Annotated in this window: 24 protein-coding genes and 1 pseudogene; 6 read left to right on the forward strand and 19 right to left on the reverse strand. The window is 69.7% G+C overall.

Translation table 11 applies throughout. From position 1 onward, the window contains the following. Positions 1 to 42: 42 nt before the first annotated feature. The 6 genes from QR78_RS19535 to QR78_RS19560 form a co-directional block, all read right to left on the reverse strand. On the reverse strand, positions 43 to 1053 hold the full coding sequence (locus tag QR78_RS19535; protein ID WP_048429239.1) for a zinc-binding alcohol dehydrogenase family protein: 1011 nt from the start codon (positions 1051 to 1053) through the stop codon (positions 43 to 45). Positions 1054 to 1338: 285 nt separating this feature from the next. Further along, on the reverse strand, positions 1339 to 2121 hold the full coding sequence (locus QR78_RS19540; RefSeq protein WP_048429240.1) for a transporter substrate-binding domain-containing protein: 783 nt from the start codon (positions 2119 to 2121) through the stop codon (positions 1339 to 1341). 19 nt (positions 2122 to 2140) lie between these two features. Beyond that, positions 2141 to 2869: an amino acid ABC transporter ATP-binding protein gene (locus tag QR78_RS19545; RefSeq protein ID WP_048429241.1), complete on the reverse strand. Its 729-nt coding sequence runs from the start codon at positions 2867 to 2869 to the stop codon at positions 2141 to 2143. Further along, positions 2853 to 3506, reverse strand: a complete 654-nt coding sequence (locus QR78_RS19550) for an amino acid ABC transporter permease (protein ID WP_048429242.1) — start codon at positions 3504 to 3506, stop codon at positions 2853 to 2855. Before QR78_RS19550 ends, QR78_RS19545 begins: the two co-directional genes overlap by 17 nt. A gap of 14 nt (positions 3507 to 3520) precedes the next feature. Then, positions 3521 to 4204: an amino acid ABC transporter permease gene (locus QR78_RS19555; protein WP_048429243.1), complete on the reverse strand. Its 684-nt coding sequence runs from the start codon at positions 4202 to 4204 to the stop codon at positions 3521 to 3523. After that, the gene (locus tag QR78_RS19560) at positions 4201 to 5352 is read right to left on the reverse strand and encodes a mannitol dehydrogenase family protein (RefSeq protein ID WP_048429244.1); all 1152 of its coding nucleotides are present in this window, start codon (positions 5350 to 5352) and stop codon (positions 4201 to 4203) included. Before QR78_RS19560 ends, QR78_RS19555 begins: the two co-directional genes overlap by 4 nt. Before the next feature lie 202 nt (positions 5353 to 5554). Between QR78_RS19560 and QR78_RS19565 the strand changes: the two are divergent. The 3 genes and pseudogenes from QR78_RS19565 to QR78_RS33030 all read left to right on the forward strand — a co-directional run. Further along, a pseudogene (locus QR78_RS19565) lies at positions 5555 to 6436 on the forward strand (GntR family transcriptional regulator); the annotation flags it as partial. Between the two features lie 530 nt (positions 6437 to 6966). Beyond that, on the forward strand, positions 6967 to 8448 hold the full coding sequence (locus tag QR78_RS19570) for a TolC family protein (RefSeq protein WP_053220991.1): 1482 nt from the start codon (positions 6967 to 6969) through the stop codon (positions 8446 to 8448). Positions 8449 to 8668: 220 nt separating this feature from the next. Further along, positions 8669 to 9199: a 2'-5' RNA ligase family protein gene (locus QR78_RS33030; RefSeq protein ID WP_342029892.1), complete on the forward strand. Its 531-nt coding sequence runs from the start codon at positions 8669 to 8671 to the stop codon at positions 9197 to 9199. A 251-nt stretch (positions 9200 to 9450) separates the two neighbouring features. On the opposite strand, the gene QR78_RS19575 is transcribed toward QR78_RS33030, so the two are convergent. The 8 genes from QR78_RS19575 to rocF form a co-directional block, all read right to left on the reverse strand. Further along, the gene (locus QR78_RS19575; RefSeq protein ID WP_048429245.1) at positions 9451 to 11601 is read right to left on the reverse strand and encodes a peptidase domain-containing ABC transporter; all 2151 of its coding nucleotides are present in this window, start codon (positions 11599 to 11601) and stop codon (positions 9451 to 9453) included. 19 nt (positions 11602 to 11620) lie between these two features. Beyond that, positions 11621 to 12898 carry an HlyD family secretion protein gene (locus QR78_RS19580; RefSeq protein WP_048429246.1) on the reverse strand — a complete coding sequence of 426 codons (1278 nt, stop codon included), beginning with the start codon at positions 12896 to 12898 and terminating at the stop codon, positions 11621 to 11623. A gap of 22 nt (positions 12899 to 12920) precedes the next feature. Continuing rightward, positions 12921 to 13877 carry a lysophospholipid acyltransferase family protein gene (locus QR78_RS19585; RefSeq protein WP_048429247.1) on the reverse strand — a complete coding sequence of 319 codons (957 nt, stop codon included), beginning with the start codon at positions 13875 to 13877 and terminating at the stop codon, positions 12921 to 12923. 72 nt (positions 13878 to 13949) lie between these two features. Further along, positions 13950 to 14096, reverse strand: a complete 147-nt coding sequence (locus tag QR78_RS35015) for a hypothetical protein (protein WP_158004055.1) — start codon at positions 14094 to 14096, stop codon at positions 13950 to 13952. An 81-nt stretch (positions 14097 to 14177) separates the two neighbouring features. Further along, positions 14178 to 14324, reverse strand: coding sequence for a hypothetical protein (locus tag QR78_RS35020; RefSeq protein ID WP_158004056.1), 147 nt, complete (start codon positions 14322 to 14324; stop codon positions 14178 to 14180). 86 nt (positions 14325 to 14410) lie between these two features. Beyond that, the gene (locus QR78_RS35025) at positions 14411 to 14557 is read right to left on the reverse strand and encodes a hypothetical protein (protein ID WP_158004057.1); all 147 of its coding nucleotides are present in this window, start codon (positions 14555 to 14557) and stop codon (positions 14411 to 14413) included. A gap of 480 nt (positions 14558 to 15037) precedes the next feature. Further along, entirely contained in the window at positions 15038 to 16090 is a 1053-nt protein-coding gene (locus tag QR78_RS19595; protein WP_048429249.1) for an ornithine cyclodeaminase, read from the reverse strand. Further along, positions 16091 to 17029: an arginase gene (rocF, locus tag QR78_RS19600; RefSeq protein ID WP_048429250.1), complete on the reverse strand. Its 939-nt coding sequence runs from the start codon at positions 17027 to 17029 to the stop codon at positions 16091 to 16093. It abuts the gene before it with no gap. A 131-nt stretch (positions 17030 to 17160) separates the two neighbouring features. Here rocF and QR78_RS19605 point away from each other — a divergent pair, with 131 nt between their 5' ends. After that, the gene (locus QR78_RS19605) at positions 17161 to 17598 is read left to right on the forward strand and encodes an Lrp/AsnC family transcriptional regulator (RefSeq protein ID WP_048429251.1); all 438 of its coding nucleotides are present in this window, start codon (positions 17161 to 17163) and stop codon (positions 17596 to 17598) included. 115 nt (positions 17599 to 17713) lie between these two features. Here the strand turns inward: QR78_RS19605 and QR78_RS19610 are convergent, their stop codons facing one another. From QR78_RS19610 to ndk, 3 genes are all read right to left on the reverse strand, one after another. Beyond that, entirely contained in the window at positions 17714 to 18070 is a 357-nt protein-coding gene (locus tag QR78_RS19610; RefSeq protein ID WP_048429252.1) for a hypothetical protein, read from the reverse strand. Positions 18071 to 18184: 114 nt separating this feature from the next. Continuing rightward, complete coding sequence (locus QR78_RS19615) at positions 18185 to 20275, reverse strand: molybdopterin-dependent oxidoreductase (RefSeq protein WP_048429260.1); 2091 nt, start codon at positions 20273 to 20275, stop codon at positions 18185 to 18187. A gap of 82 nt (positions 20276 to 20357) precedes the next feature. Then, a complete protein-coding gene (ndk, locus tag QR78_RS19620) occupies positions 20358 to 20780 on the reverse strand; it encodes a nucleoside-diphosphate kinase (RefSeq protein ID WP_048429253.1) in 423 nt (140 codons plus the stop codon). A gap of 364 nt (positions 20781 to 21144) precedes the next feature. On the opposite strand from ndk, the gene QR78_RS19625 reads away from it, so the two are divergent. Next, complete coding sequence (locus QR78_RS19625; protein ID WP_048429254.1) at positions 21145 to 21648, forward strand: DUF2147 domain-containing protein; 504 nt, start codon at positions 21145 to 21147, stop codon at positions 21646 to 21648. Between the two features lie 33 nt (positions 21649 to 21681). On the opposite strand, the gene QR78_RS19630 is transcribed toward QR78_RS19625, so the two are convergent. Next, complete coding sequence (locus QR78_RS19630; protein ID WP_048429255.1) at positions 21682 to 22359, reverse strand: glutathione S-transferase family protein; 678 nt, start codon at positions 22357 to 22359, stop codon at positions 21682 to 21684. A gap of 279 nt (positions 22360 to 22638) precedes the next feature. On the opposite strand from QR78_RS19630, the gene QR78_RS19635 reads away from it, so the two are divergent. Then, positions 22639 to 22899, forward strand: a complete 261-nt coding sequence (locus QR78_RS19635) for a hypothetical protein (protein WP_048429256.1) — start codon at positions 22639 to 22641, stop codon at positions 22897 to 22899. Positions 22900 to 23208: 309 nt separating this feature from the next. Here the strand turns inward: QR78_RS19635 and QR78_RS19640 are convergent. Further along, a partial coding sequence (locus tag QR78_RS19640) for a porin (protein ID WP_048429257.1) occupies positions 23209 to 24831 on the reverse strand: 1623 nt, incomplete at its 5' end.

Consider the following 24831-nt stretch of genomic DNA (forward strand, 5'->3'; position numbering starts at 1 on the left):
AGGTCGCAGGCGGGATGGAAAGGCCCCTCCGGTGCGGTTTGCTCAGAGTTCCAGAATCGCCTTGATCACCCCCGCCTCCGGCCGCAGCCAGTCGCGAAACAGCTCGGGCCCGTCGGCGAGCGCGCCGCGATGGGTGCGCAGCGCCCGGGTCGGCACGCGGCCGGCCTGCATCTGGCGCACCACCTCGGCGAAGTCGTCGGGTTGGGCGTTGCGGCTGGCGAACAGCGTGGTCTCGCGCTTGTGGAATTCGGGATCCGAGAACACGATGTCGTCGCGCACCACGCTCACCAGCACGTAGCGCCCGCCATGGCCGACGAAGCCGAAGCCGCGCTGCATCGCGGCGCGGTTGCCGGTGCAGTCGATCACGCAATCGTAGTAGTCGCCGGAGGTGGCGGCGCCCGCCTTCGCCTCGGCCTCGTCATTGGCGAGGAGCAGCGCGTCGGCGCCGAGCGCGCTTTGCGTGAAGGCGAGCCGGTCCTCGCGCAGGTCCATGACCGTGACGTGGGCGCCCCGCGCCTTGGCGAAGATCACCGCCGACATGCCGATCGGGCCGGAGCCGACCACCAGCACGCGATCGTCCGCCGCGATGCCGCCGCGCTTCACGCCGTGCGCGCCGATCGCCAAAAACTCGATCATCGCGGCGTCGTCGAGGGGGGTATCGCCCACCGGCACCACGTTCCGCGCCGGCACGCTGATCAGCTCGGCCATGCCGCCGTCGCAGTGGACGCCGAGCACGGAGATGTTCTGGCAGGCATTGGTCACGCCCTTGCGGCAGGCGACGCAATGTCCGCAGGACAGGTACGGGACCACGTAGCAGTTCTGGCCCGCCACGAGCCCGCTGCCGGCCGGCGCCCGCTCGATCGTGCCGGAGAGCTCGTGGCCCATCACCCGCGGATATTGCAGGAACGGGTGCTTGCCCTGGTAGATGTGGAAATCCGTGCCGCAGATCCCGACCCGGCGGATGCGCACCAGCGCCTCGCCCTCGGCCGGGACCGGCTCCGGCCGCTCGGTCAGCCGCAGCCGGCCCGGCTCGTCGCAGAGGAGCACCTTCATGGTGGGAGGTCTTTCGAGAGAATCGATTGAGAGAGGGGTGGTGGTGAGACGATGAGGCGCGGGTAATCTCCTCTCCCCGCGGGCGGGGAGAGGGCTTCACCCCCCTCGTCGGGGGTGAAGCGAGCGCAGGCGCAGCCGGAGCGAGGGTGAGGGGGTCTCGACGAGTGAGGCCCCTCCGGAAACACCCCCTCACCCTCGCCCTGCGGGCTTGCCGCGCCGACGACAAGGTCGTCGCGGCCCTCTCCCCGCCCGCGGGGAGAGGAGCAATCATGCGCCTTATCCTGGCTACGCCAGCATCTCCGGCGGCAGGTCGCTGCCGTGATAGGTCTTGTAGATCGTGTTGAGCTTGCCGTTGCGCAGGTTCTTGTGCACCCACTCGTTGAGCGCGGCCTGGAGCTTGGTCTCGCCCTTGCGGATGCCGATCGCGTACGGAAACGTCCGCATCACGATCTTGGTCTCGAACGGCGCCGGGGGCTTGCGGGCATTGGCGGTGTTCATGACCTGCGGCGAGGTTGCCACCATGTCGACCTGGCCCGAGACCATCGCGGTGATCAGCGTGGCGTCGTCGTCGTAGCGCACCATCTGGGCGCCCTGGGCGCGCGCGGTCGCCTCCTTGTCGTTGGTGCTGCCGCGGGTGGTGCCGAGGCGCTTGCCGACGACGGCCGCGTAGTCCTTGACCTCGCGGTCCTTCGGCCCGGCGATCACCGCCTGGATCACCCCGTAGGGGTCCGAGAAGTCGATCACCTTCTGGCGCTCCTCGTTCACGCTGAACGAGGCGATGACCATGTCGGCCTTGCCGGTGAGCAGGAACGGCACCCGGTTCGGGCTCGTCACCTGCACGATCTCGAGCGGCAGCTCCCAGTCGGCGGCGAGCAGCCGCGCGGTCTCGACGTCCGAGCCGGTCGGCTGCATCGCGGCATCGGTCATGCCGAAGGGCGGCGAGCCGAGATCGAGGGCGACGAGCAGCTTCTTGCGGCTCTTGATCGTGTCGAGCGTGTCGGCGAGGGCCGGCATCGCCAGGGTCGAGGCGGCCGCGAGGCCGCCGGCCAGGAAGGTCCTGCGCTTCATCCCCAAATCTCCTTGATTCTTACAGCCCGCTGCCGACGAAGTCGCGCAATTCGGGCGTGCGTGGGTGGTCGAGGTCGCGCCCGGCCAGGGTCTCCCAGACCCGGCCCTGGCGCATGTAGATGACGGTGCCGGCGACCCGGCGGGCAAAGCCCATCTCGTGGGTGACGAGGATCATGGTCATGCCGCCGCGGGCCAGATCCTCCATGACGCGCAGCACCTCCGAGGTCAGCTGCGGGTCGAGCGCCGAGGTGACCTCGTCGAACAGCATCACCTGCGGCTGCATGGCGAGCGACCGGGCGATGGCGACGCGCTGCTGCTGCCCGCCCGACAGCTGCTCGGGATAGTGCTCGGCCTTCTCGGCGAGGCCGACCCGGGTCAGGCAGTCCATCGCGAGGTCGCGCGCATCCTTGCGGGAGACGCCCTTCACGCAGGTCGGCGCCAGCATGATGTTCTGGAGCGCGGTCAGGTGCGGGAAGAGGTTGTAGCTCTGGAAGACGATGCCGACCGAGAGCCGCAGGGCCCGCTTGTCGAGGGTGGGCGCGTGGATCGCGTGGCCGCAGACCTCGATCGCCCCCTCCTCGATCGTCTCGAGGGCGTTGATGCAGCGGAGCGCGGTGGACTTGCCCGAGCCGGACTGGCCGATCAGCGCCACCACCTCGCCGCGGCCGACCTCGAACGAGACGCCGTCCAGCACCTTCAGCGGGCCGAAGCTCTTGTGGACGTTGGCAAGCTTAACGACGGCCGACATTGAGCCTCCTCTCCAGCCCGCGGCTCCAGGCCGACAGCGGATAGCAGATGGCGAAGTAGAACAGCGCCACGGTCACAAAGATGATGAAGGGCTGGAAGATCGAGTTGTTGATGAGCTTGCCGGCCTGCGACAATTCCACGAAGCCGACCACCGAGGCGAGCGAGGTGTTCTTGACGATCTGGACCAGGAACCCGACCGTCGGCGCGGTGGCAAGCCGCATCGCCTGGGGCAGCACGACCCGGGTCAGCCGCTGCCAGGGCGACAGGGCCAGGCATTCGGCCGCCTCCCACTGGGTCTTCGGCACCGCCTCGATGCAGCCGCGCCAGATCTCGCCGAGGAAGCCGGAGGCGTAGATCGTCAGGCCTGCGCCGGCCGCGATCAGGGCCGGCAGCTGATCGAAGCCCGCGATGGCGAGGCCGAAATAGATCATGAACAGGAGGATCAGGAGCGGCGTGCCCTGGACCACCTGGACGTAGGCCGAGGCGAGCCCGCGCACGACCCGGTTCGGCGAGATGCGCGCCAGCGCCACGCCGAAGCCGAGGAGGCCGCCGCCGATGAAGGCGATGCCTGAGAGCGCCAGCGTCCAGCCGGCGGCCTGGAGCAGGAACCAGAGGTGCTGGGGTCCGAAAGTGGGCATGGGTCCCCTCCCCGCTAGAGCGCCGTGCCGAGCTTGCGCCGGCGGGTGAAGACGAGGAGGCCGAAGCCCCAGAAGGCCCAGCGGACGACGAAGGACAGGGCGAGGTAGACGAGGCCGACGACGATGTAGGTCTCGAAGCTGCGGAAGGTGTCGGACTGGATGCGGTTCGCTACCGCCGTCAGCTCCTCGGCCGAGATCTGCGAGCAGATCGAGGAGGCGAGCATCAGCAGAACGTACTGGCTGACGAGCGCCGGGTAGACCCGCTCGATCGCCGGGCGGAGCACGACGTGCCAGTAGATCTGGCGGCGGTTGAGCCCCAGGCATTCCCCGGCCTCGACCTGCGCCTTGTGGATGCTCTCGATCCCGGCGCGCATGATCTCGCAGGTATAGGCGACCACGTTGACGACGAGCGCCAGCACCGCCGCGACGTTGGCGTCGACCCGCAGGCCCAGCACCGCGATGCCGAAATAGACGAGGAAGATCTGGACCAGCAGCGGCGTGTTGCGGATCACCTCGACATAGGCGCCGACGAGGCGCTTGAGCCAGGGCGGCCCGTCCGCCCGCGCGATGGCGCAGAGCGCGCCACCGATGAAGCCCAGAACCGTCGCCACCGCCGAGAGCTGGAGCGTCAGCCAGACGCCGGCGGCGAACTCGCGCCAGTACGGCAGCAGGGCGGCGAAATCGAACTGGTAGGTCATGCCGCGGGCGCTGTCGGATAGGCGGCGGCGAGCGCCCGGAGCACCGGCGCCGGCAAGTCGGCGCCGGTCTCCCCGACCCAGGCCAGGAAGGCGTCGACCCGGCGCTCGACCTTCTGGACGTGGTTCTGGGCGATGTCGGCGATGCGGTGGTTCAGATACGGGTTGAGGAAGCGGTCGAGGGTGGCCGCCACATAGTCGCGGGCCTGCGCCTCCATCCCGCGGGCGGAAAATCCCGGCACCACCTCGTCGCGGTAGAGCGCGTCGAGCCGCGCCCGCACCGCCGGATCGGCCAGGATCTCGCGCACGGTCTCACCGGCCGGGCGGCCCTCGCGCTGCCAGATCTCGGCGAGGAAGGTGTGGCCGAGGTTGAGGATGTGGATCTTCAGCCGCTCGTAGGGTTCGAGGTCGTCGGCGAGCACGATGCAGGGGTGCTCGCACGGCACCAGGAGGCCCGGTCGGCGCTCGATCGCCCAGATGGCGTAGGGTTCGGCGACGGCGCCGACCGGCTCGATTGGCTCGGAGACGATGCGGTCGACCAGCGTGTCGGTGAAGGTCGCACCCTCGCGCAGCCAGGCGGAAAAGGCCGCCGGCAGGCCGGCCTCGGCGGCGAGATCGAGGACGAGGCCTTGCAGCACCTGCCCGTTGCGGTGGATCAGCTCGCAGGGCAGCACCGTCAGCGGGCGTCCGCCCGCCCGCCAGCGGCGGTGGAGGAGCTGGGCGAGCTTGCCCGGGAACGAGGCCGGCGGATGCGCCGCGACCCAGGCGCCGCCGCGGTCGGAGGCGGGGATCGCGTAGCCGGTATCGCCGGTATTCGAGAGGAGGATGTCGGCCTCCTCGACGACGAGGGCGGTCACGGCGTCCCAGTCGGTCGCCGCCGACAGGCCGCGATCGATGCTGGTGACGGTAATCTGCCGCTCGACCGGGACGCCGTCCGCGATGCCGCGGATGATCACCGGGTAGCCGCCGGGGGCCCCGAAGGCCGCGACGCGCCCGGCCCGGGCGGCGTCCCCCGAGGTCTGCACCACGGTCACCGGCCCGACATCCTGGCCCGCCTCGCGCGCCTCGTGGATGAACAGGTCGGCATGGGCCTGGAGGAAGCGGCTGGTCCCGAACTGGACCACGCGCCGGGTCGAGCGGGCGGCGCTCATGCGCGGACGACCGCGCAGGCGGAGATGCTGCCGAACTGGGCCAAGGGCGGGTCCTCACCGGATGGGTCTTATGTATTATCGTGCATAAAGAACCGGCGATCAGGCGCTGTCAAACGGTTTTTTATGTGCAAAGATCCGGTTCGGGGGTCGATGGACGCGCTCGCGCGGCCGTGCTGCATTGACGGCTCTCCGGAGGGGTGGGATGCGGGCGAACACGGTCCACAAGCGGGCCTACAACCGGTGCCTGGCGATGCTGGCGGCCCGGCCGCCCGGGGCCTGGGGGGTGTCGGAAGCCGACCTGTCCGAGTCCCTGGAGGTGAGCCGCACCACGGTGCGGGCCGTGCTCTCCGGGCTCGCGGGGGCGGGCCTCGTCGGGACGGAGGGCGGCCGCCGCTGCCTCCTGCGCCATCCGGTCCCGGACGACTATTTTCCCGACATCGAGACCGAGACGGTGGCGGAGGCCGTCGAGCGCAAGTTCATGCAATGGGTGCTCCAGGGCGATTGCCGCCCTGGCCAGACGGTCAACACCGCCGAGCTGGCCCGCCTGTTCGGCACCTCGACCACGGCGGTGCGGGAATACCTGACCCGGTTCAGCCAGGTCGGGCTGCTCAAGCGGCGCGAGAACAGCGGCTGGATCTTCGCCGGGGTGACGCCGGACTTCGCCGCCGAGATCTACGAGATCCGCGAGATGTTCGAATTGCGCTCGGCCCGGCGCTTCGTCGAGCTGGCGCCGGACGCGCCGGCCTGGGCCGAGCTCGACGCCATCGCGGGCGAGCACCGGGCGCTTCTCGCCGAGATCGACGCGCGCTACCGCGATTTCTCGCGCCTCGACGAGCGCCTGCACCGCCTGATCCACGACGCGTCGCGCAACCGCTTCATCCGCGATTTCTACGACGTGATCTCGATCGTCTTCCACTACCACTACCAGTGGGACAAGTCGGACGAGAAGGAGCGCCACCGTGTCGCCCTGCTCGAGCACCTCGACTATATCGATGCGCTGCGCTCCCGCGACCTGCGCCTGATCGACCAGACCTGCCGGGCCCATCTGCGCACCGCCCGGGCGACGCTGTTGCGCTCGATCGCCGTCGGACCGCTCGGCGGCGTGCCGGCTCCGGGGCGCGAGCCGGAGGCGGAGGCTGACGAGGCGCACCCCTCCGCCGGGGAGTTGTTCGGTGAAAGGAACAGCGCTGGATTTTCCCCTCTCCCCGCACGCGGCAAGGCTGTCCGGGGAAAATCCCTTTAAGAATCAAGCGCGAGATCCCCTCTCCCACACGGGAGGGGGTGGACGCGCTATTCCTCTCCCCGGACAGTCCTGCGGATGCCGGATGACAAGCTGCGATCGCATATAGTGACGATTTTTTGATTATCGATTGAATTATTATAAAAAATAATTGCGATAATGGCTCATTTTTAGATGCAAATAACATCTTTATATTCAGATCAAAGGTTGATCGTTCCGATGCATTCGCTATTAGTGCCCTGCGCAGCCACAGCCGGTAAGTCTCGGCACTCGTGGGTAAGGCTTCATTTACCCTGTTGCGCGATGAAGAAAGCAACCGCGCGAAGGACGGTCGCCGAGCCTGGTTCCCGGTTTCACTCACTGTCGGAGATCCGATGCCGGTGCGGCGCGCGAGGGTTGGGAGGCTGGCTTGCATCCTCGCGATCCTGGCGGGCTCACCCGGTGCTGCCCGGGGGCAGAGCCTGGAGGAGGCCTCCGCCGCCGCACTCGAATCGAGCTTCGTGCTGCGGGCCGAGCGCGCGCGCCAGGACGGCGCCGAGGAGCGCCTGCGCGGCGCCATCGACGCCTTCATGCCCTCGGTCGCCTTCACGGCCGACCGCCCGCTGCGCAGCCGCATCACCTATTCGCCCGATGCCGCCCCGCCGGTGGTCGGGCTCGACGCGACCCCGCGGCGCGCGCCGAGCGTCGTCGGGATCACCGCGAGCCTGCCGCTCTTCGACGGGTTCCGGCGCTGGCACAGCTTCCAGTCGGCCCGCACGCTGGCCGAATCGGGCCGGATGCTGCTGATCGGCCGGCGCCAGCAGGTGCTGCTCGACACCGCGCTGGCCTATATCGCGGTCCTGCGCGACACCCGCATCCTCGCCGCCCGCGAGGCCCAGCTCGCCGCCATCCAGCGCATCGCCGCCTTCACCGACAAGCAGTTCGAGCTCAACGACGCCACCCGCACCGACACGGCGCTCGCCCGCTCGCGGGTGCAGGAGGCCGAGGCTCTGCGGCTGCGCGCCCAGGCCGACCTCACCGCCTCGCGGCTCGAATTCACCCGCCTGACCCGGATGGCACCGGAGCGGATGCGCCCGCCGCGCCTCCCCGACGGGCTGCCGCGCACCGCCGATGCCTTCGCCGATCTGGTGCGCCGGGCCAATCCCGACATCGCGGCGTTCCAGCTCGAGGCGGAGGCCGCGGGCTACCAGGCCAAGGCGGCGGTCGCCGACCTCCTGCCCAAGGTCAACCTGCAATTCTCCAAGATCGGGCAGCTCGGCTACAGTCCGGTCCTCGACCGGATCACCGACACCACGACCCGGATCGTGGCGACCGTGCCGATCTACGAACCCGGCACCCTGCCGCGCATCGGCGAGGCCTCGGCCTTCGCCCGCCAGCGCGGCTACGAGGCGCAGGACAAGGAGCTCGCGACCCTCACCTCGGCCCGCATCGCCTTCGCGCGCCGCCAGGCCACCGCCGAGCAGTACACGCAGCTCGTCGCCCGCATCCGCGAGCTGCGCGAGACGATGCGGGGCTTTTCGATCGAGCGGACGGCGGGGTTCCGCACCGTCCTCGACGAACTGAACATCCGGGGCGAGCTCGCCAATGCCGAGGTGGCCGCGGAGATCGTCCTGAACGAGCGCGACAGCCAGTCGCTGCAACTCGCCGCGGCCGCCGCCCTTCTCGACGCCGCGCCGGGCGGTCCCGGCGCGCGGTTCGAGTCCCTCGCCCCTCCGCCGCCGCCGGCCCTGCGCCGGTCGCTCGTGGCGACACCCATTGATATGGCACTGGCCCTGCGCGGAAGTGAGGTGCCGGAGTTCAGGCCGCGTCCGGCACCGATTCTGAGGCTGTCGCGGACGGAGGTGGATAGTCGCTGACGAGTGAGAGTCAAAACCTAGAGCGCTTCACGATCGCGTTGCAATCGTGAAGCTCTCTAAGTCTTTGTTTTGCCGCATTTTCTTCGACGAACCGGCATCCACTTCGTCGGAAAATGCTCTAGTAAGCGTGACGCATGTCGGAACGCCATGGGCGAAAGGCCGCTCGGGGTGCGACGCTGCCCTCCGGTAGATGAGAAGCGGCAGACGCGGGGGTTGGGGCATGGGGTTCGCGATTTCACTTCGGAGCGACCATCCGAGTGCGGACATCGTTCGTGCGCTGTGGGATGTTGTTCAGCAGTTCGAGGATCGACCCTCGATGGCTCTCCTCGGCTATCCGCCCCACGTTACCCTCGCCATCTACGAAGGTGATGTGGTGGGAGAAAATGAGGTTCGGAGGGCGCTCGATGAAGCCACCAGAAACATCGGCGCGATGACACTGACCTTTGACGCCATTCGCAGCTTTGAGGGGCCGCCGATGGTTCTATGGGCTTCGCCCCGTCCTAGCGTGGTCCTGCGGAAGATCCACGAAGCCGTTCACGCCACCATCGATCCTATGTCTTGTCGGCTGCATTATCGTCCTGGGACGTGGAGGCCTCACTGCACGCTGGGTACGCAGGTAAGGAACGATCGGCGTGAGGCTGCGCTGGCTTATGCTCGCAACGCCGACAGCGTATTCGATGTCGTGTTCGACGCTATCGACTGTATATATTTCCCGCCTATCAAGCCTTTCGATCTGCGTAAGATTTCTTAGGCGACGAATTTCGGCATGCTGATAAGTGACAAAAAGCCAATCTCCAAAATGGTATGCTGATAAGATCTGGTAGTTGATCTGCGCGATTTCCATCCGCGCTGAGAAGCTCCCGCATAGCGACTTTTGTCCCGCGCTTACCCTATGTTATCAGCGGCTCTGGATTTAGTCTCTGCTTCCACGGATTCTGAAGGACATGATGTTTTGATCCTGGTGAGGGCGATTCAAATACCATGCCTTGAACCGTCCACCCCTCACGCCGCCTCCGTCATCGGCCCGGGCTTCGCCGGTGGGCGCGGGTCCTCGGTCAGCCGGCCGTTCTCGATGCGAAACACCCGGTCGACCTGATCGAGCAGCCGCTCGCTGTGGGTGATGAAGACCTTGGCGGCCTTCACGCCCTTCAGGCTCTCGACCAGCGCCGTCTCGGTGGCGGGGTCGAGGTTCGCCGTCACCTCGTCGAGGAGCAGCAGCCGCGGCCGGCGGCAGAGGGCGCGGGCGAGCAGCAGGCGCCGGCGCTGGCCGGTCGAGAGCACGCTGCCCTCCTCCGAGACGTGGGTGGCGTAGCCCTGCGGCAGCCGCTCGACCTCGTCGCGCAAGCCGACCCGGACCAGGGCCGCCTCCATCTCGGCATGGGACACGGCGGGGTCGAACAGCGAGAGGTTGTCGGCGACGGTGCCGGCAAACAGGCCGTCATCGGCGAAGACGACGCCGAGGTTGGACCGGTACTCGCGCTTGCCGAACTGGCCGAGCGCGACCCCGTCCACCGTGACCGCGCCGGCGGCCGGCTCGGTCAGGCTGGCCAGCACCCGCATCAGCGAGGACTTGCCGGAGCCCGACGCGCCGACGATCGCGATGGTCTCGCAGCGGCCGACATCGATGGACAGCGAGGCGCCGGTCAGGATCGGCTCGTCGCCGCGGCCGAACTGGATCGTCACGTCCTCGATCCGCACCTCCTTGCGGATCGCCCGGTGGAAGGTCGCCTCGTGCAGGCCCTCCTCCGGCGCCTGGCCGATCACGTCGTCGAGGCGGGCGACGTGGACCTTGAGGGCGGCGAGCTGCAGCAGGCTCGAGGTCAGGTGGTTGACCCGGTCGAAGAAGTCGGTGCGCAAGGCGATGAAGGCGTAGAGCGTGCCGATCGTCAGCGTGTTCTTGATGACGCCGGTGATGCCGAGATACAGCGTCGCCACGGTGCTGACCGCGATGACGACGTGCATCAGGAACTCGGCGTCGAGCCCGGCCTTCTTCGCCCGGAAGTCGAGGTTGGCGAAGCGCGCAAAACTCTCGAACCAGTTCATGGCGAAGAGTTCGGTGCTGTTATGCGCCTTGAGGCTGCCGATGCGCTGCAAGCCGTCGATCAGGCTCGCCTGCTCCTGCGAGCGGGCTTCGAGCGAGCCGGCGGTGGCGCGGTCGAGCGTCGGGAAGGTGACGAAGCGCATCGCCAGCACGGCGGCGAGCGTCGCCAGCGTGATCGACGCCATGGCGGGCGAGTAATAGTACATCAGCCCGACGAGCAGGAACGACGTGCCGATATCGGCAAACGACGTGACGAGCCCCCCGACCATGAAGTTGCGGATCGTGTCGATCGACTGGATGCGGGTGACGAAGTCGCCCGGATGGCGCAGCTCGAAGTAGCTCAGGGGCAGCCGCAGGGCGTGGCCGACGACGTTGCGGGTGAACTGGAGCTGGAGCAGCGTCGAGGCGCGCAACGCGATGTAGCCGCGCAGCCACTGCCCGAACGCCTCGAACAGCATCATCAGCACGAGGCCGGCGGCCAGCATCTGCATCAGGTCGAGGTCGACCTGCGGGATCACCACGTCGAGCGCGATCTGGAGCAGCACCGGGGTCGTAAGGCCTAAGAGCGAGATCGCCACCGAGACCAGCGTGATCTGCCACACGGTGCCGCCGAGGCCCCGGGCGCTGCGCAGGATGTCGAACAGCTTGAGCCGGTCGCCGACCTTGATGGCGCGAAAGTCCATCCGGGGGGCGAATTCGAGCACCACGCCGGCAAACAGGCGCTCCATGTCGGCGCGCTCGTAGATGCGCAGGCCGAATTCGGGGTCCTGGATGTGGTACTTCCCGCGAGAGATCTTCTCCAGCACCACGAAGTGGTTGCCGCGCCAGTGCAGGATCGCCGGCAAGGCCACCTGCTCCAGCTCGGTCACGCCGTCGAGAGCGTAGCCGCTGGCGTCGAGGTCGAGGCTGTCGGCGAGCTGCACGATGCTGGCGAGCGTCATGCCGTTGCGCGAGAGCGGAAACAGCGCCCGCAGATAGGCGAGGTCGATGTCGTGGCGGTGGTAGTTCGCCACCATCGCGAGCGCCGCGAGCCCGCACTCGTTGGCCTCGTTCTGGAGGATCGAGCGCACCCGCCGGCGCGGGCTGAGCGCGCGCTTGAGCCAGTCGGTCATCGGATCATCCCCTGGCTCATCATCCTCGCCCGCGCATCGCCCGGATCGGATCGAGCATCCAGTCGATCAGCCGGCGCCGCTCGACCACGATGTCGGCCGACAGCGTCGAGCCGATGCGGATCGGCTCGTCGATCCCGTAGGCGCGCATGGTGCGCGAGTCGGGCCGCACCTCGACCCGGTAGACGGATTGGCGCGCCGCCGCGGCGGCCGCGTCGCCGGTGCCGTCCTCGGCGGAGGCGAGCATCGGGTTGCGCAACGGCGTGCCGGAGATCACCGCGATCGTGCCCCTGGCGATGCCGAAGGTCTTGAACGGGAAGGCGTCGTATTTCAGCACGACCTCCTGGCCGACCTTGGCGAGCCCGATGGCGCGGGCCGGCACCTCGAGCACGACGAGCGGGTCGGCCCTCGTGTCGCCGAGGATCGCCACGACCTGGTCGGCGGTCACCGAATCGCCGGGCTGGACGTAGAGGCCGGCGACCTGCCCGTCGGTGGGCGCCACCACGTCGATGCGCGACTGGGCGCCGAGCGCGGTGATCTGCGCCTCGATGGCGCTCAGCTCGTTGCGGGTCGTGGCCAGCTGGGCCGCCTTCTCGGTGTCGCCGGTGCGCTGCGCCCGCAGGCGCTCGGAGGTGCTCTGCCGCAGCTCGGCCCGGCGGGCGCGCAATTCGGCGATCTGGCGGGCGTAGTCGAGGGCGGCGCGGCGCTGGCCGTTGAGGGTCTCGCGGGTGGCGTAGCCTTGGCGCAGGTAGGCCTCGACGCGGGCGACCATCTCCTCCTGCTGCTTGAGCCCCTCCTTGAGGGTGCGCTCCTGCTCGTCGAGGGCGCGGAGCACCGCCGTGACGTTGCGTTCGGTCTCGTCGCGGTCGCCGCGGGTCGAATCGAGATAGGCCGAGAGGCGCGCCTCCTCGGCGGCGAGCCCGGTGCGGCGCTCCTGGAGGCTGCGCAGCGTGGCCCCGACGGTGGAGACGCCGCCCGTCGTCTGCTCGCGCAGCTGCACCTGCATCAGGCGCTCGCCGCGCCGCACGGTGTCGCCCTGCTTGACGGTGATCTCGCGGACGATGCCGGCGGCCTGGGCGTCGAGGCGGGTGAGGCCCGAGGCCGCCGAGACGTAGCCGCGCACCGCCTCCGAGCGGGCGAGGCGGCCGAGAAAGAGGCTGGCGACGATCACCACGATGATGGCGCCGAAGAACCAGGCCATCCAGACGCTGCCGCGGTCGTGCTGGAGATGGACGGCGCCGCTGAGCCGCCGGCGCCGGAAACTGGCCTCCGCGGGGGGAGGCGCCGCGGGTTCGCTCATCGATCGTCCGCTCGCGAGGCCTTTACGCCGCGAGGTCGTGCGGCGCCCCTCCGCGCACCGGAAGGGTGTCCTGCACCGTCTCAGACGAGGGTAAATAATCGGCAAGCATCGGCCAGAGGTGCCACTGTTCCGGCCGGGCCGCGATCGCGGCCTGGAGGTGACGGCGCATGATGTCGGCCACCGTCGCCCGCTCCTCGGGCCCCTGACCGCGCACCTCGAAGGGCCGCCCGAAGGTCACGGTGTCGCCGTCGTCGTCCATGGTGGTGGCGAGCGGCACCACGGTGGCACCGGTGAGGCGCGCCAGGGTGTCGGTGCCGAAGGCGAAGCGGAAGGGCCGGCCGAACATCGGCATCTCGGCCGGCGCGCCGTAGGACGGGTCGAGGTCGCAGAACACCACGATCACCGCGCCCTTCTGGGCGAAGCGGATCGCCGACAGGAAATCGGACCGGTTGCCGACATTCAGGAAGCGGACGTCGACATCGACCTCGCGCAGGCGTTCGATGACCTCCGTCTCCATCGCCATGTCGTCGCGCTGGCGCAGCACCAGCATCGGCCGGCCGGGGAAGTGGCGCAGCATCAGGGCGGCGAGCCCGACCACGTAGGCGCCCATGTGGAGGGGAGCGAGGATCACCGGCCGGTTGGTCGCGGCGACCCGCTCCATCACCGCCGGGTCGCTCACCGTGACCCGGGCGATGTCGCGCCGGATGGCGGCGATCGGGCGCCGGTGCAGGGCGCACCACTCGATCTCGGCGGCCACGTCGTGCCGGGCGGCCTGTCGCGAGAGGCGCAGGGCCTCGCGGCGCGGCAGGCGCAGCACGCTCTCGAAGGTCGCGGCGAAGCCGGCCTCGTCGTTCCGGCCCCGGAGGCGGGCGACGAGGCCGCGCGCCGCCAGGACCGACTTGAGCACCCGCCGGCGCCACACCAGCGGCAGGCCCGCGAGGCGGGCGTAGGTCCAGGGGATGGTCGGGGCGGTGGTCATCGGATGCAACTCTCCTTCTGCCGGCGCGCCCCGCACATCCCCGTTCGGTCGACCCGGCTCAGCAGCCCTAGATCAGCAGCCCTTCTTGGACTTGGTGCTGCCGCAGGTCGGGGCCGGGGGGCAGGCCGGGGCGCAACCGATCGAGACGCCGACGCCCACGCCGACGCAGAGGGTGCCGCCAGCGACGGTGCCGAGGGTCTTGAGGTCGAGCTTCTTCATGATGTCTCTCCTGATGGTGTTCTGGTTGTGGGAAACCACGTCGCCGGAGCGAGGAACCGCGTCCGGCTCGGCAGCCCTGGCTCAGCAGCCCTTCTTGGACTTGGTGCTGCCGCAGGTCGGGGCCGGGGGGCAGGCCGGCGCGCAGCCGATCGAGACGCCGACGCCGACCGAAACGCCGAGGGTGCCGCCGGCGACGGTGCCGAGGGTCTTGAGATCGAGCTTCTTCATGGTGTTCCTCCAAGGACTATCGGGTGAGTGGGACGCCGCAGGTTCGCCGAGAAGACGTCGTGGGGGTTGTCCTCGGCAGCCCGTCTTCAGCAGCCCTTCTTGGACTTGGTGCTGCCGCAGCTCGGAGCCGGCGGGCAGACCGGAGCCGGGGGCGGGCAGGCCGGGGCGCAGACGGGGGCACAGATCGTGCCGCCAGCGATGGTGCCGAGGGTCTTGAGGTCGAGCGTCTTCATCGTGGCCATCCTCTGGTCCGGGATTGCTGTCGCGTCCCGTTCGCAGTCTTGAGATGCCAGATGTGCCGAAACGTGTCGATAGACACGAACGGATACTTGAGGAGTCGTTTACCAAAGCGGTTCTGGAAAGTGGATCGACTTCAAGGCCTTGCGTCGCCTCCGCGGCAACTGCGTAGGTAATTTCTCCAAGGAAGGCCTGTGCATGACGGGACCGCGGCGGCGCGGGAACAGGGCGGATCTGCTCTTCGGGGCAGGCTGTGGGGCGGCGTCAACTACGAGACCCGGACTTCGCGATACTGCCGTTCTCCCGGCCGCGGCTGCGTCCATCCGGGCGCCCGGCCCGACCACGGCCTTGCCGGCGCGTTCCGGGCCCAGGCGGCCGACAATCCCCGGCTCGGACGCCCGCCCGATCGCACAGTCCAGCGGAGTATTCGTGGCGGCCGCTTCGGCCGCTTCGGCCGCGTCGGCCGCCTCGGCGGTTCAAGCCGCGAGGCGCGGCGGGCCCGCCCGCAGCAGCATGCCGAAGAGGTCGCGCGGATCGTCCGGGTCGGCCAGGAGGTCGAGGTTCTCGTAGAAGGGCCGCTCGGCGAGCAGGGCGCGTACCGTGCGCAGGGCGGAAAAATCCTCGATCGCGAAGCCGACCGAGTCGAACACCGTGACCTCGCGCGCATCCCGGCGCCCGGGCGCCTGCCCGGACAGGACCCGCCACAGCTCGGTCACCGGGTAGTCCGGAGCCAATTGCTGGATCTCGCCCTCGATCCGGGTCTGGGGCTCGTATTCGACGAAGATCCCGGCCCGGCGCAGGATCTCCGGCGCCAGCTCGGTCTTGCCCGGGCAATCGCCGCCGACGGCGTTGACGTGCATCCCCTCCCCGACGAGGTTGTCGCCGAGGATCACGGCATTGCGCTTGTCCGCCGTGACCGTCGTGACGATGTCGGCGCCCCGTACCGCGTCCGCCGTGCTGGCGCAGGCCGTGATCGCGAAGCCGAACCGGGCGAGATTGCGCCGGCACTTCTCGGTCGCCGCCGGGTCGATGTCGTGGAGGCGTAGCGCCTCGATGCCGAGGAGCGCCCGGAAGGCCAGGGCCTGGAACTCCGCCTGGGCGCCGTTGCCGATCAGCGCCATGGTCTGCGAGCCCGGCCGGGCGAGGTGTCGCGCGGCGAGCGCCGAGGTGGCGGCGGTGCGCAGGGCCGTGAGCAGCGTCATCTCGGTCACGAGCACCGGGTAGCCGCTGCCGACATCGGCCAGGACGCCGAAGGCGGTGACGGTCTGGCGCCCGTCGGCGGCGTTCTTCGGGTGGCCGTTGACGTACTTGAAGCCGTAGGTGGTGCCGTCGCTCGTCGGCATCAGCTCGATCACGCCCTCGGCGCTGTGGGCGGCGATCCGGGGCGTCTTGTGAAACGCCTCCCACCGCGAAAAATCCTCGGCGATGGCCGCGGCGAGGCGGACCAGCAGCGCCTCGATGCCGACCGCGTGGACGAGGCGCATCATGTTGTCGACGCTGACGAAGGGGACGACGTTGAGCGCGGTCATCTAGAAGCTCCGGGTCGGGCGGTCGAGGATGCGCCGGCCGAAGAGGCTGGCGGCGAGGTCGGTCATCAGCCGGGCGGTGCGGCCGCGCTCGTCGAGGAAGGGGTTGAGCTCCACGAGGTCGAGGCTGCGCACCAGGCCGGAATCGTGCAGCAGCTCCATGATCAGGTGGGCCTCCCGGAAGGTGGCTCCGCCCGGGACCGTGGTGCCGACGCCGGGCGCGATGCCGGGATCGAGGAAGTCGACGTCGAGGCTGACGTGGAGCAGGCCCTCCGCCGCCGCGACGTCGCCCAGGAAGTCGCGCAAGGGGGCGACGATCCCGGTCTCGTCGATGTCGCGCATGTCGTGCACCCGGGCGCCGCTGCCCGTCAGGGCCGCCCGCTCCGCCAGGTCGACGCTGCGCAGGCCGACCATGCAGATCCTGGCCGGATCGAGGGCGGCGTCGAGGGCCGGGAAATAGCCGGCAAAACCCGGCCGCCCGGTGAGGTAGGCCAGCGGCACGCCGTGCAGGTTGCCGCTCGTCGTGGTGTCGAGGGTGTGGAGGTCGGCATGGGCGTCGAGCCAGAGCAGGAAGAGCGGGCGCCCCTCGGCCTTCGCCCGGAGCGCCATGCCCGCCACGGTGCCGGCCGAGAGGCTGTGGTCGCCGCCCAGAAAGATCGGGCGGGCCGCGTCGCTGACCCGGAAGGCGGCCTCGGCGAGGGCCAGGGTCCAACCCGCGGTCTCGGCGAGGTGATGGATCGCCCGGTTCGGATGCGCCGGCGCGTCGAAGGGCTTCGGGACGACGGTCCCGGCATCCTCGACCGGGAGGCCGAGGTCGCGCAGCGCCTGCGGCAGGCCCGCCGCCCGGTAGGCACTCGGCCCCATGTCGCAGCCGAGCCGGTCCGTGCCCGACTGCACCGGCGCCCCGACCAGGACGCACCGATCCAGATTCCTCAGACCCATCCGCTCGCCTCCCCGAACCGTCGAACCACCTCGACGGTACCAAAGGGATGCGTCACTCCGAACACGGGAAGTTGGTCGATTTTTCAGGCCGATCGCGCATTCTGAGAAGCCACGTCGCGCAGAGTGGCGGAATGGACGATCTCGATCAGGCCCTGGTCACCCTGTTGCGGCACGATTGCCGGCGGCCGGTCTCGGAACTGGCGGTGCTGCTGAAGGTCTCGCGCGCCACCGTGCGGGCGCGGATCGACCGGCTCGAACGCGAGGGCGAGATCATCGGCTACACGGTGGTCCTGCGGGCGGATGCCCAGCCGGCGGCGGTGCGGGCGATCACCCTGATCGCGGTCGAGGGGCGCCGGGCCGGCGACGTGATCGACGCCCTCAAGGGATTCGCCGAGATCACGTCCGTCCACACCACGGTCGGCCGCTGGGACATCATCGTGGAGGTGTCGGCCGGCAGCCTGCCGGAACTCGACGAGATGCTGCGCCGGGTGCGCCTGGTGCCGGGCGTGACGACCTCGGAGACGCATCTGCTGCTCGCGACGCCGCGGAGCGCCCGGGCGCGGCTGTAGTCGTCCGGGCTCGGGTCACGCGACGGGCCGGATCAGGAATCCGGCATCCCGGGCGCCGCTGTCGCGGCCCCGGGACGGCGTCATGGGAGGCAATCGCCGATCGCCGGCGTTCCGCTCAGACCGGGCGCTGCAGCTTGCAGGCGTCGATGGCGTCGAGCGCCTTGGCGCGGGCCGACTCGTTGAAGTAGCCGGTGGCCCGGTAGGCCTCGATCTCGGAGGCGTCGAGCGAGCGCAGGGTGGTCTTGGCGTAGCAGCCGCAGGGGCGCTCGAAGCCGGCCTCGGCAGTGCTCTGCAGCCGGGCCTGGACGACCGTGCAGGCGCGGCGCACCCGGCTCTCGAGATCCGCCTTGGGCGCGGTGCGCAGGGCCGGGTCGGGCTGGTAGGCCTCGAGCTGCGACGAGGACGCGCCGGCGAGAGCCGCGGTAGCGCCGAGCGCGAGGAAGCCGGCGGCGAGAAGGGTGCGGAGACGCATGGGAGAAGAGGTCCGTTGGGCTGCTTGTCGTCAAGCTCGACCGTTGGACTCCGAAACTCCCCGCCCGCACAAGGGCGGGCGGGCCACACCGGGGCGCGAAACGCCGAGCGTGCGCTACTGCGGCAGCACCGCGATCGCGACGTGGTTGTCGTGGAAGGCGGCGCCGCCGAAGGGGGCGGCCGCATCGGCCCCGGTGAGGGTGTTGATGCCGCGCCCGTCCGGGTAGGCATCGTTCGGCCAGATCGACTCGGCGATCAGCACGCCGCGGCGCAGGCCTGCAAACAGCGTCGCCCGCAGGGTGACGGCGCCGCGCTCGTTCGAGAGCCGCACCCAGGCCCCCTCCCCGATCCCGAGCGGACCGGCATCCTCCGGGTGGATCATCACCGTCGGGTGGCGCTCCTTGGCGAGCGAGGTCGGGGTCTCGGTGAAGCTCGAATTGAGGAAGTTGCGCGCCGGGCTGGTGGCGAGGCGGAACGGATGGGCCTCCGTCGCGCTCATCAGCGGCGCCTCCCAATGGTCGGGGAGCGGCGGCAGGGCCGGCCCGCGCGGGCCATCCTTGGCCACCGGCACACTGGTCCAGTCCGGCTTGAAGCGGAAGCGCCGGTCGGGATAGGCGAAGCCGTCGAGGAAATGGGCGCGCTCGTAAGTGGGCTGCACGTCGAGGAAGCCGTCCTCCTCCATCTCGGCCAGGCTGCCGCGGCGCGAGGCCTTCAGCGTCGCGTCGACCAGTTCGCGCGGGCTCATCGCGAAGCCCGGATGCTCGGCGCCGAGCCGCTCGGCGAGGCCCACGATCACCTCGTGGTTCGAGCGGCAGAGCGCGGGCGGCGCGATGCGCTTCAAGCCGAGCTGGATGTGCTGCTGGCCGCCGCCGGTATAGAGGTCGTCGTGCTCCAGGAACATCGTGGCCGGCAGGACGAGATCGGCCATCCGGGCGGTCTCGGTCATGAACTGCTCGTGGACGCAGACGAACAGGTCCTCGCGGGCAAAGCCCCGCTTCACCAGCTCCTGCTCGGGGGCGACCGAGACCGGGTTGGTGTTCTGGATCAGCATCGCGGTCACCGGCGGGCCGTGGCGCAGCGCCTCCGGGTCGCCGGTGAGCACCCGGCCAATCTGCGACTGGTCGAGCATCCGGGTGCCGGGGCGGACGACGTCCAGCCCCTCGATCAGGCGCTTGTCGAGGCCGAACACGCCGCTGTTCGAGTGGAAGGCGCCGCCGCCGCGATGCTGCCAGGCCCCCGTCACCGCCGGGATGCAGAGCGCCGCATGCATGTTGGCGGCGCCGTTGCGGCTGCGGGCGAAGCCGTAGCCGAGGCGGAAGAAGGTGTTCTTCGTCGTCCCCACGAGGTGGGCGAAACGCTCGATCTCCTCGACGGTCAGGCCGGTGATCGCGGCGGCCCATGCGGGGTCGCGGGTCTTCAGGTGGGCTTCCAGCTCCTCCGGGCAGTCGGTGTAGCGGGCCATGTAGGCGCGGTCGGCCAGCCCATCCCGGAACAGCACGTGCATCACCGCGCAGGCCAGCGCCCCGTCGGTGCCCGGCCGCAGGAGCAGGGCGAGGTCGGCCTGCTTCATGGTCGGGTTGTCGTAGATGTCGACGACGACGACCTTGGCACCGCGGTTCTTCCGGGCGGCCTGGACGTGGGTCATCAGGTTGACCTGGGTGTGCACCGGGTTGGTGCCCCAGATCACCACGCAGTCGCTCTCGGCGATCTCCCGCGGATCGACCCCGGCGAGGCGGCCGGTGCCGGCGATGTAGCCCGACCAGGCGAGCGTGGTGCAGATGGTCGAGAACTGGCCGGAATAGCCCTTGGCGTGGCGCAGGCGGTTGATGCCGTCGCGCATCACCAGCCCCATCGTGCCGGCATAGTAGTAGGGCCAGACCGCTTCCGGCCCGTGCGCGGCCTCCGCCTCGCGGAATTCTGCCGCCACGCGATCGAGCGCCTCGTCCCAGCCGATCGGGGCGAACTGCCCCGAGCCCTTGGGCCCGGTGCGGATGAGAGGCTGCGTCAGCCGGTCGGGATGGTGGATGCGCTCGGCGTAGCGGGCGACCTTGGCGCAGACGACGCCCGCCGTGTAGCTGTGGCGCGGGTTGCCGCGCACCCGGCCGATGGTCGCGCCGTCGATCACCTCGACCTCGAGAGCGCAGACCGACGGGCAGTCGTGCGGGCAGGTGGAGGTCGTCCGCTCGATCCGTGGCTGCGCCGTCACCTGCTCGCTCCCCATGAAAAAAAGCCCCCGCCTTGCGGCGAGGGCCCTCAACCTATCGGTGTTTCCCGGGCGGGGAAACCGGTCAGCCGACGATGTCCTTGTCGTCGAAGAACTGCTTGATCTCGATGCCGGCGTTCTCGAGGCTGTCGGAGCCGTGGACGGTGTTCTCGCCGACCGACTTCGCGAATTTCTGGCGGATGGTGCCCTCGGCGGCCTGGGCCGGGTTGGTGGCGCCCATGACCTCACGGTACTTGGCGACGGCGTTCTCGCCCTCGAGCACCTGGACCACGACCGGGCCCGAGGTCATGAACTCGACGAGCTCGCCGTAGAACGGACGCTCGGCATGGACCTCGTAGAACTTCTTGGCCTGGGCGTCGGACATGCGGATGCGGCGCTGGGCGACGATGCGCAGGCCCGCCTCCTCGATCACGGCGTTGACCGCGCCGGTGAGGTTCCGGGCGGTGGCGTCGGGCTTCAGGATGGAGAAGGTGCGCTCGGTGGCCATGGGAACGGTCCGTTCAGAAGAAAAGCGGTGGCGGGGGCGGTGGGAGGCCGCGCGGCACCGGACCTGAGGGTCCGGCGGAGCCGGGCGCGAGCGCCCGCGCGCCGGGGCCATGCGGACGCCCGGCGCCGGGCTTATAGCGGCGGGCCCGGCGCCCCTCAAGCACGGAAGGCGGCGCGGGTGCACCGCGCGCTGCGGCTTTGCCGCAACGCGGTCGAAAAATCGCCCCAAACCCCCGGCATCCTGGCTTCAACGTGACCTTTCGGCCACGCTGCCCGGTTCGCCCGCGGCGGCGTCCCTCGCCCCTCCCGTCGCGCGCGCTCCCTCCGGGGGGATGGCCCGCGGCGGACAGCCAGGAGCTTCCTGCATGCGCTCGATCCTGATCCCGACCCTCGCCGTCTCGCTCCTCTCGGCCGGCGTCACCGCCGCGGCCGCCGCGGGCGACCCGTCGGGCACCTGGCTCACCGAGGACGGCCGGGCCAAGATCAAGATCGAGAAGTGCGGTCCCGGTGCGGCCCATGCCTGCGGCAAGGTGGTGTGGCTGAAGACGCCCCTCAACGAGCAGGGACAGCCCCGCACCGACATCAAGAATCCCGACCCGAAGAAGCGCAGCCGCCCGGTGATCGGCCTCACCCTGATGGACGGGCTGAAGCCCGAGGATGGCGGCTACAAGGGCCAGATCTACAACGCCGAGGAAGGCAAGATCTACGACGTCTCGGTCAGCCGCGAGAGCGCGAGCGAGCTGGCGATCTCGGGCTGCATGCTGAAGATCCTGTGCGGCTCGCAGACCTGGACCAAGGCCCCGGACGAGTTCGCTCAGGTCGCGCCGGCCCCCGCCAAGGCGAAGCCCGCGGCAAAGCCCGCGGAGTAGGAAGGCCCCCACGCGAGCGCGGCGCCCCGCGGCTCAGCCGCGGGACGCCGCGCCCGGCGCCTCCTCGGCGTCCGGCTTGAGCCGGAAGCCGCGCTGGACCGCCGGGCGGGCCTTCATCCGGTCGAGCCAGGCGCCGACATTCGGAAATTCGGCGATGTCCTGGCCCTGGCGCTCCCACATCTTGGCCCAGGGCAGGATCGCGATGTCGGCGATGGTGTAATCCTCGCCGGCGACGTGGGCGTGGCGGCCGAGCTGGGCGTCGAGCGTCGCGTAGAGCTTCGTCGTCGCCGCGGTGAATCGGTCGATCGCGTACGGGATCTTGTCCGACGCGTAGATGCGGAAATGGTGGGTCTGGCCCAGGGTCGGCCCGAAATTCGCGGCCTGCCAGTAGAGCCAGATGTCGACGGCGATCCGGGCCCGCTCCTCGGCGGGGTAGAACAGTCCGGCCTTGCGGGCGAGGTACTGCAGGATCGCGTTCGATTCGAACACCGTGATCGGCGCGCCGCCGGGCCCGTCCGGGTCGACGATGACCGGGATCTTGCCGAGCGGGGCCACGGCCAGGAACTCGGGCGCGGTCTGGGCGCCCTTGCCGATGTTGATCGGGATCATCCGGTAGGGCAGGCCGCATTCCTCGAGCATGATCGAGGCTTTCCAGCCGTTCGGCGTCGTCCAGTAGTAGAGGTCGATCGGCGGCGTCGTCACGGCCGACATGCGGCTGGTCCTTCTCGCACGGCGGGGACGGGGTACGTCCGTCGCGCATCGGGCTTCCCCGTCAGGTAAACAGGGCCGCGCCCGCCCTGTACAGGGTGAAGGTTGTCTCAACCGGGGGTCTTGCAACGGTGTTTTCGGTCCCGGCCGATCCCGGCGCGGCCGCGCCGCGCCGCGCCCGGAGGCGACTTGCCCTTGCGTCAGATTGTGGCAGTCTCGGCGATGCGGCACCGCTCCCGGTCCGCGCCCTGCCCTCCGCGAGACCGCCCGGTGAGTCCGACCATGATCCGTCCCGTCCTGCGCGCCGCCCTGGCGGCCCTGATCGTCGCCGCCCCCGCGATCGCCGTCGCCCAGGCCGGCCCGGACGCCGGCGCCGCGCCGCGCCGCGAGCCCGGCATCCGGGCCCTCGCCGCCCGGGAGCGCCAGCGCAAATGCGGCGCCGAATGGCGCGCCCTCCCCCCGGCCGAGAAGGCGGCACAGGGGCCGCGCTGGCCGCAATATTACAGCCGATGCGTCCGTCGCCTGAAGGAGCAGAAGGCCTGAGGTTCCGGGGGCCGGGGGCCGGGCGTCGGATCGTCCGGCATGGCCGCAGGGCTCGGTGCGCCGGTCGCGCCGGGGATCTTGTCGATGGGACGGAGGGAGCCGTTTTTATTTGGCTCCCCAATCAAATTCGCATTCGATAGTTGAAATCGACTTCGATGCCTGTCATACATTGAAAATCCTGAGTTTCGAGACCCAGGGCACCTGCAAGGCGCACTCATCGAGTGCGCCTTTTTTCTTGTTGCCGCAGTCGATCACGAAAAAAGGGCCCCGGCTTGCGCCGGAGCCCCCGATTTTCGACTAAGAACGATCTTAGAAGTCGCGCTGGACGCGCATGCGGATCTGGAACGTGTCCGTCGCGTTGGTGGTCGGCAGCACGCCGCCACCGGCGATGACCGGCTGGCCGTTCACGACGTTGACGATCGAAGCGGCGGAGACGCCGGGCGCCTTGTTCTGGTCGATGGCGCGGCCGTTCTGCAGGGCGAGGCGGGCGTAGTTGCCCTCGATGCCGATGTCGAGGTCACGCACCGGCGACCAGATCAGGCTGGCGCCCGCGACGATCTGGTTGGTGTCGCGCAGCTGGTTCGTGAAGGCGAAGCCCGGAGCGAACGGGCTCGGGAGCGGACCGGTGGTGAAGCCGGCGAGCTGGTTCACGAAGCCGAGATTCGCGCGGCTGGCCTTGCCGTAGGACATCTCGCCGTAGCTGCCGAACACGGCCGAGCGCCACTCGGGGGCCCAGTAGTGCAGGTAGGCCGCGGTGACGGTCCAGGACGTCGACAGATCGAGCTTGCCGGTCAGCGGATCGACCACGGCGTCGACGAGCGAGGTGCCGAAGGTGGTGCCGGTGGCGAGCGACGCGAAGTTGGTGTAGCTGCCCAGCCACATGTTGTAGCCGGTGGTGCGGGTCGTGCCCTCGCCGTAGGAGCCCTGCAGGTAGAGCAGGTCGCCCGGGGCGATGAACGGCATGTTGAGCTTCAGGCCGCCCTGGATGGCCCAGCCGTATTCGGTGGCCGGACGGGGAGCGACGGCGCCGACGGTCGAGACGCCGGCGATGCTGCGCACGCCGGAGGCGTTGGCGGCGTTGATCTCGTGCACGAGGGCCGAGACCTGAGCCGAACCCCAGGCGGCGTCGTAGCGGAGCGCGCCGACGAAGTCGGGCATGCGGTTGCGCTGGACGACGTCGTAGTCGGCGATGATCGGCTGGCCGAGGGCGTTGGTGCCGATGACCGGGGTGAAGTTGCCGGCGCCCGGCTGGAACACCTGGAAGCCCGTGAAGGTCGAGCCGCCGCTGGCGCTGCCGTAGATCGGGGTCTTGCGCAGGATCGGGTCTTCCATCGACAGGGTCGCCGAGAAGCCCTGACCGAAGGTCGCCGTGTAGGCGAGCAGGTTGGTCGAGGAGTTGTCGGAGCCGAGCGACGAGCCGATGAACTCGAGGTCGTGGGCGTAGAAGTCGAAGAACGAGGCCGCGCGACCAGCGGTGAAGCCGGCGAACTGGATGAAGGCCTTGTCGAGGTTCACGCCGTTGGTGACGCGACCGAAGGTGTCGACGCCCAGCGCCGGGAAGCCGGTGCCGCCCAGACGCGCGGTGCCGGAGGCGAGGAACGGACCGCTGCCGTAGGACAGGTCCATACGCACGAAGGCGCGCAGGGTGCCGTAGGCGGTCGAGGTGCGGGCGTCGAGGTTGAGGCGGCCGAGGCCCTGGTAGCCGGTCAGGTCGCCGGAGCGGCTGTAGGCCTGCAGGTAGGTGGCCTGGAACCGGGCGCGACCCGAGACGCGCAGGCAGGTGTCGGTACCCGGGATGTAGAAGAAGCCGGCGCCGTGCGTGGAGCAGACGCGGACGTACTCGACGGGCGCGGCCTTCTTGATCGGCAGATCGGCAGCGTGCGCAGCAGCAACGACGGTCAGGCCAGCGGCCGAACCGAGCAGAAGGCTCTT

The sequence above is a fragment of the Methylobacterium indicum genome (assembly GCF_001043895.1).
GTDB lineage: Bacteria > Pseudomonadota > Alphaproteobacteria > Rhizobiales > Beijerinckiaceae > Methylobacterium > Methylobacterium indicum.

Coding starts and splice junctions, on each gene's coding strand:
- QR78_RS35020 (WP_158004056.1), bottom strand. CDS start 14,324: ATGAAGAAGCTCGATCTCAAGACCCTCGGCACCGTCGCCGGCGGCACC.
- QR78_RS19575 (WP_048429245.1), bottom strand. CDS start 11,601: ATGACCGACTGGCTCAAGCGCGCGCTCAGCCCGCGCCGGCGGGTGCGC.
- QR78_RS19560 (WP_048429244.1), bottom strand. CDS start 5,352: ATGAGCGCCGCCCGCTCGACCCGGCGCGTGGTCCAGTTCGGGACCAGC.
- QR78_RS19545 (WP_048429241.1), bottom strand. CDS start 2,869: ATGTCGGCCGTCGTTAAGCTTGCCAACGTCCACAAGAGCTTCGGCCCG.
- ndk (WP_048429253.1), bottom strand. CDS start 20,780: ATGGCCACCGAGCGCACCTTCTCCATCCTGAAGCCCGACGCCACCGCC.
- QR78_RS19595 (WP_048429249.1), bottom strand. CDS start 16,090: ATGACCGCGCTCAACGTCGTCCCCTTCGTCAGCGTCGACAACATGATG.
- QR78_RS35015 (WP_158004055.1), bottom strand. CDS start 14,096: ATGAAGAAGCTCGACCTCAAGACCCTCGGCACCGTCGCTGGCGGCACC.
- QR78_RS35025 (WP_158004057.1), bottom strand. CDS start 14,557: ATGAAGACGCTCGACCTCAAGACCCTCGGCACCATCGCTGGCGGCACG.
- QR78_RS19550 (WP_048429242.1), bottom strand. CDS start 3,506: ATGCCCACTTTCGGACCCCAGCACCTCTGGTTCCTGCTCCAGGCCGCC.
- QR78_RS19630 (WP_048429255.1), bottom strand. CDS start 22,359: ATGTCGGCCGTGACGACGCCGCCGATCGACCTCTACTACTGGACGACG.
- QR78_RS19535 (WP_048429239.1), bottom strand. CDS start 1,053: ATGAAGGTGCTCCTCTGCGACGAGCCGGGCCGGCTGCGGCTGACCGAG.
- QR78_RS19585 (WP_048429247.1), bottom strand. CDS start 13,877: ATGACCACCGCCCCGACCATCCCCTGGACCTACGCCCGCCTCGCGGGC.
- QR78_RS19625 (WP_048429254.1), top strand. CDS start 21,145: ATGCGCTCGATCCTGATCCCGACCCTCGCCGTCTCGCTCCTCTCGGCC.
- QR78_RS19580 (WP_048429246.1), bottom strand. CDS start 12,898: ATGAGCGAACCCGCGGCGCCTCCCCCCGCGGAGGCCAGTTTCCGGCGC.
- rocF (WP_048429250.1), bottom strand. CDS start 17,029: ATGGGTCTGAGGAATCTGGATCGGTGCGTCCTGGTCGGGGCGCCGGTG.
- QR78_RS19540 (WP_048429240.1), bottom strand. CDS start 2,121: ATGAAGCGCAGGACCTTCCTGGCCGGCGGCCTCGCGGCCGCCTCGACC.
- QR78_RS19570 (WP_053220991.1), top strand. CDS start 6,967: ATGCCGGTGCGGCGCGCGAGGGTTGGGAGGCTGGCTTGCATCCTCGCG.
- QR78_RS19555 (WP_048429243.1), bottom strand. CDS start 4,204: ATGACCTACCAGTTCGATTTCGCCGCCCTGCTGCCGTACTGGCGCGAG.
- QR78_RS19610 (WP_048429252.1), bottom strand. CDS start 18,070: ATGCGTCTCCGCACCCTTCTCGCCGCCGGCTTCCTCGCGCTCGGCGCT.
- QR78_RS19635 (WP_048429256.1), top strand. CDS start 22,639: ATGATCCGTCCCGTCCTGCGCGCCGCCCTGGCGGCCCTGATCGTCGCC.
- QR78_RS33030 (WP_342029892.1), top strand. CDS start 8,669: ATGGGGTTCGCGATTTCACTTCGGAGCGACCATCCGAGTGCGGACATC.
- QR78_RS19605 (WP_048429251.1), top strand. CDS start 17,161: ATGGACGATCTCGATCAGGCCCTGGTCACCCTGTTGCGGCACGATTGC.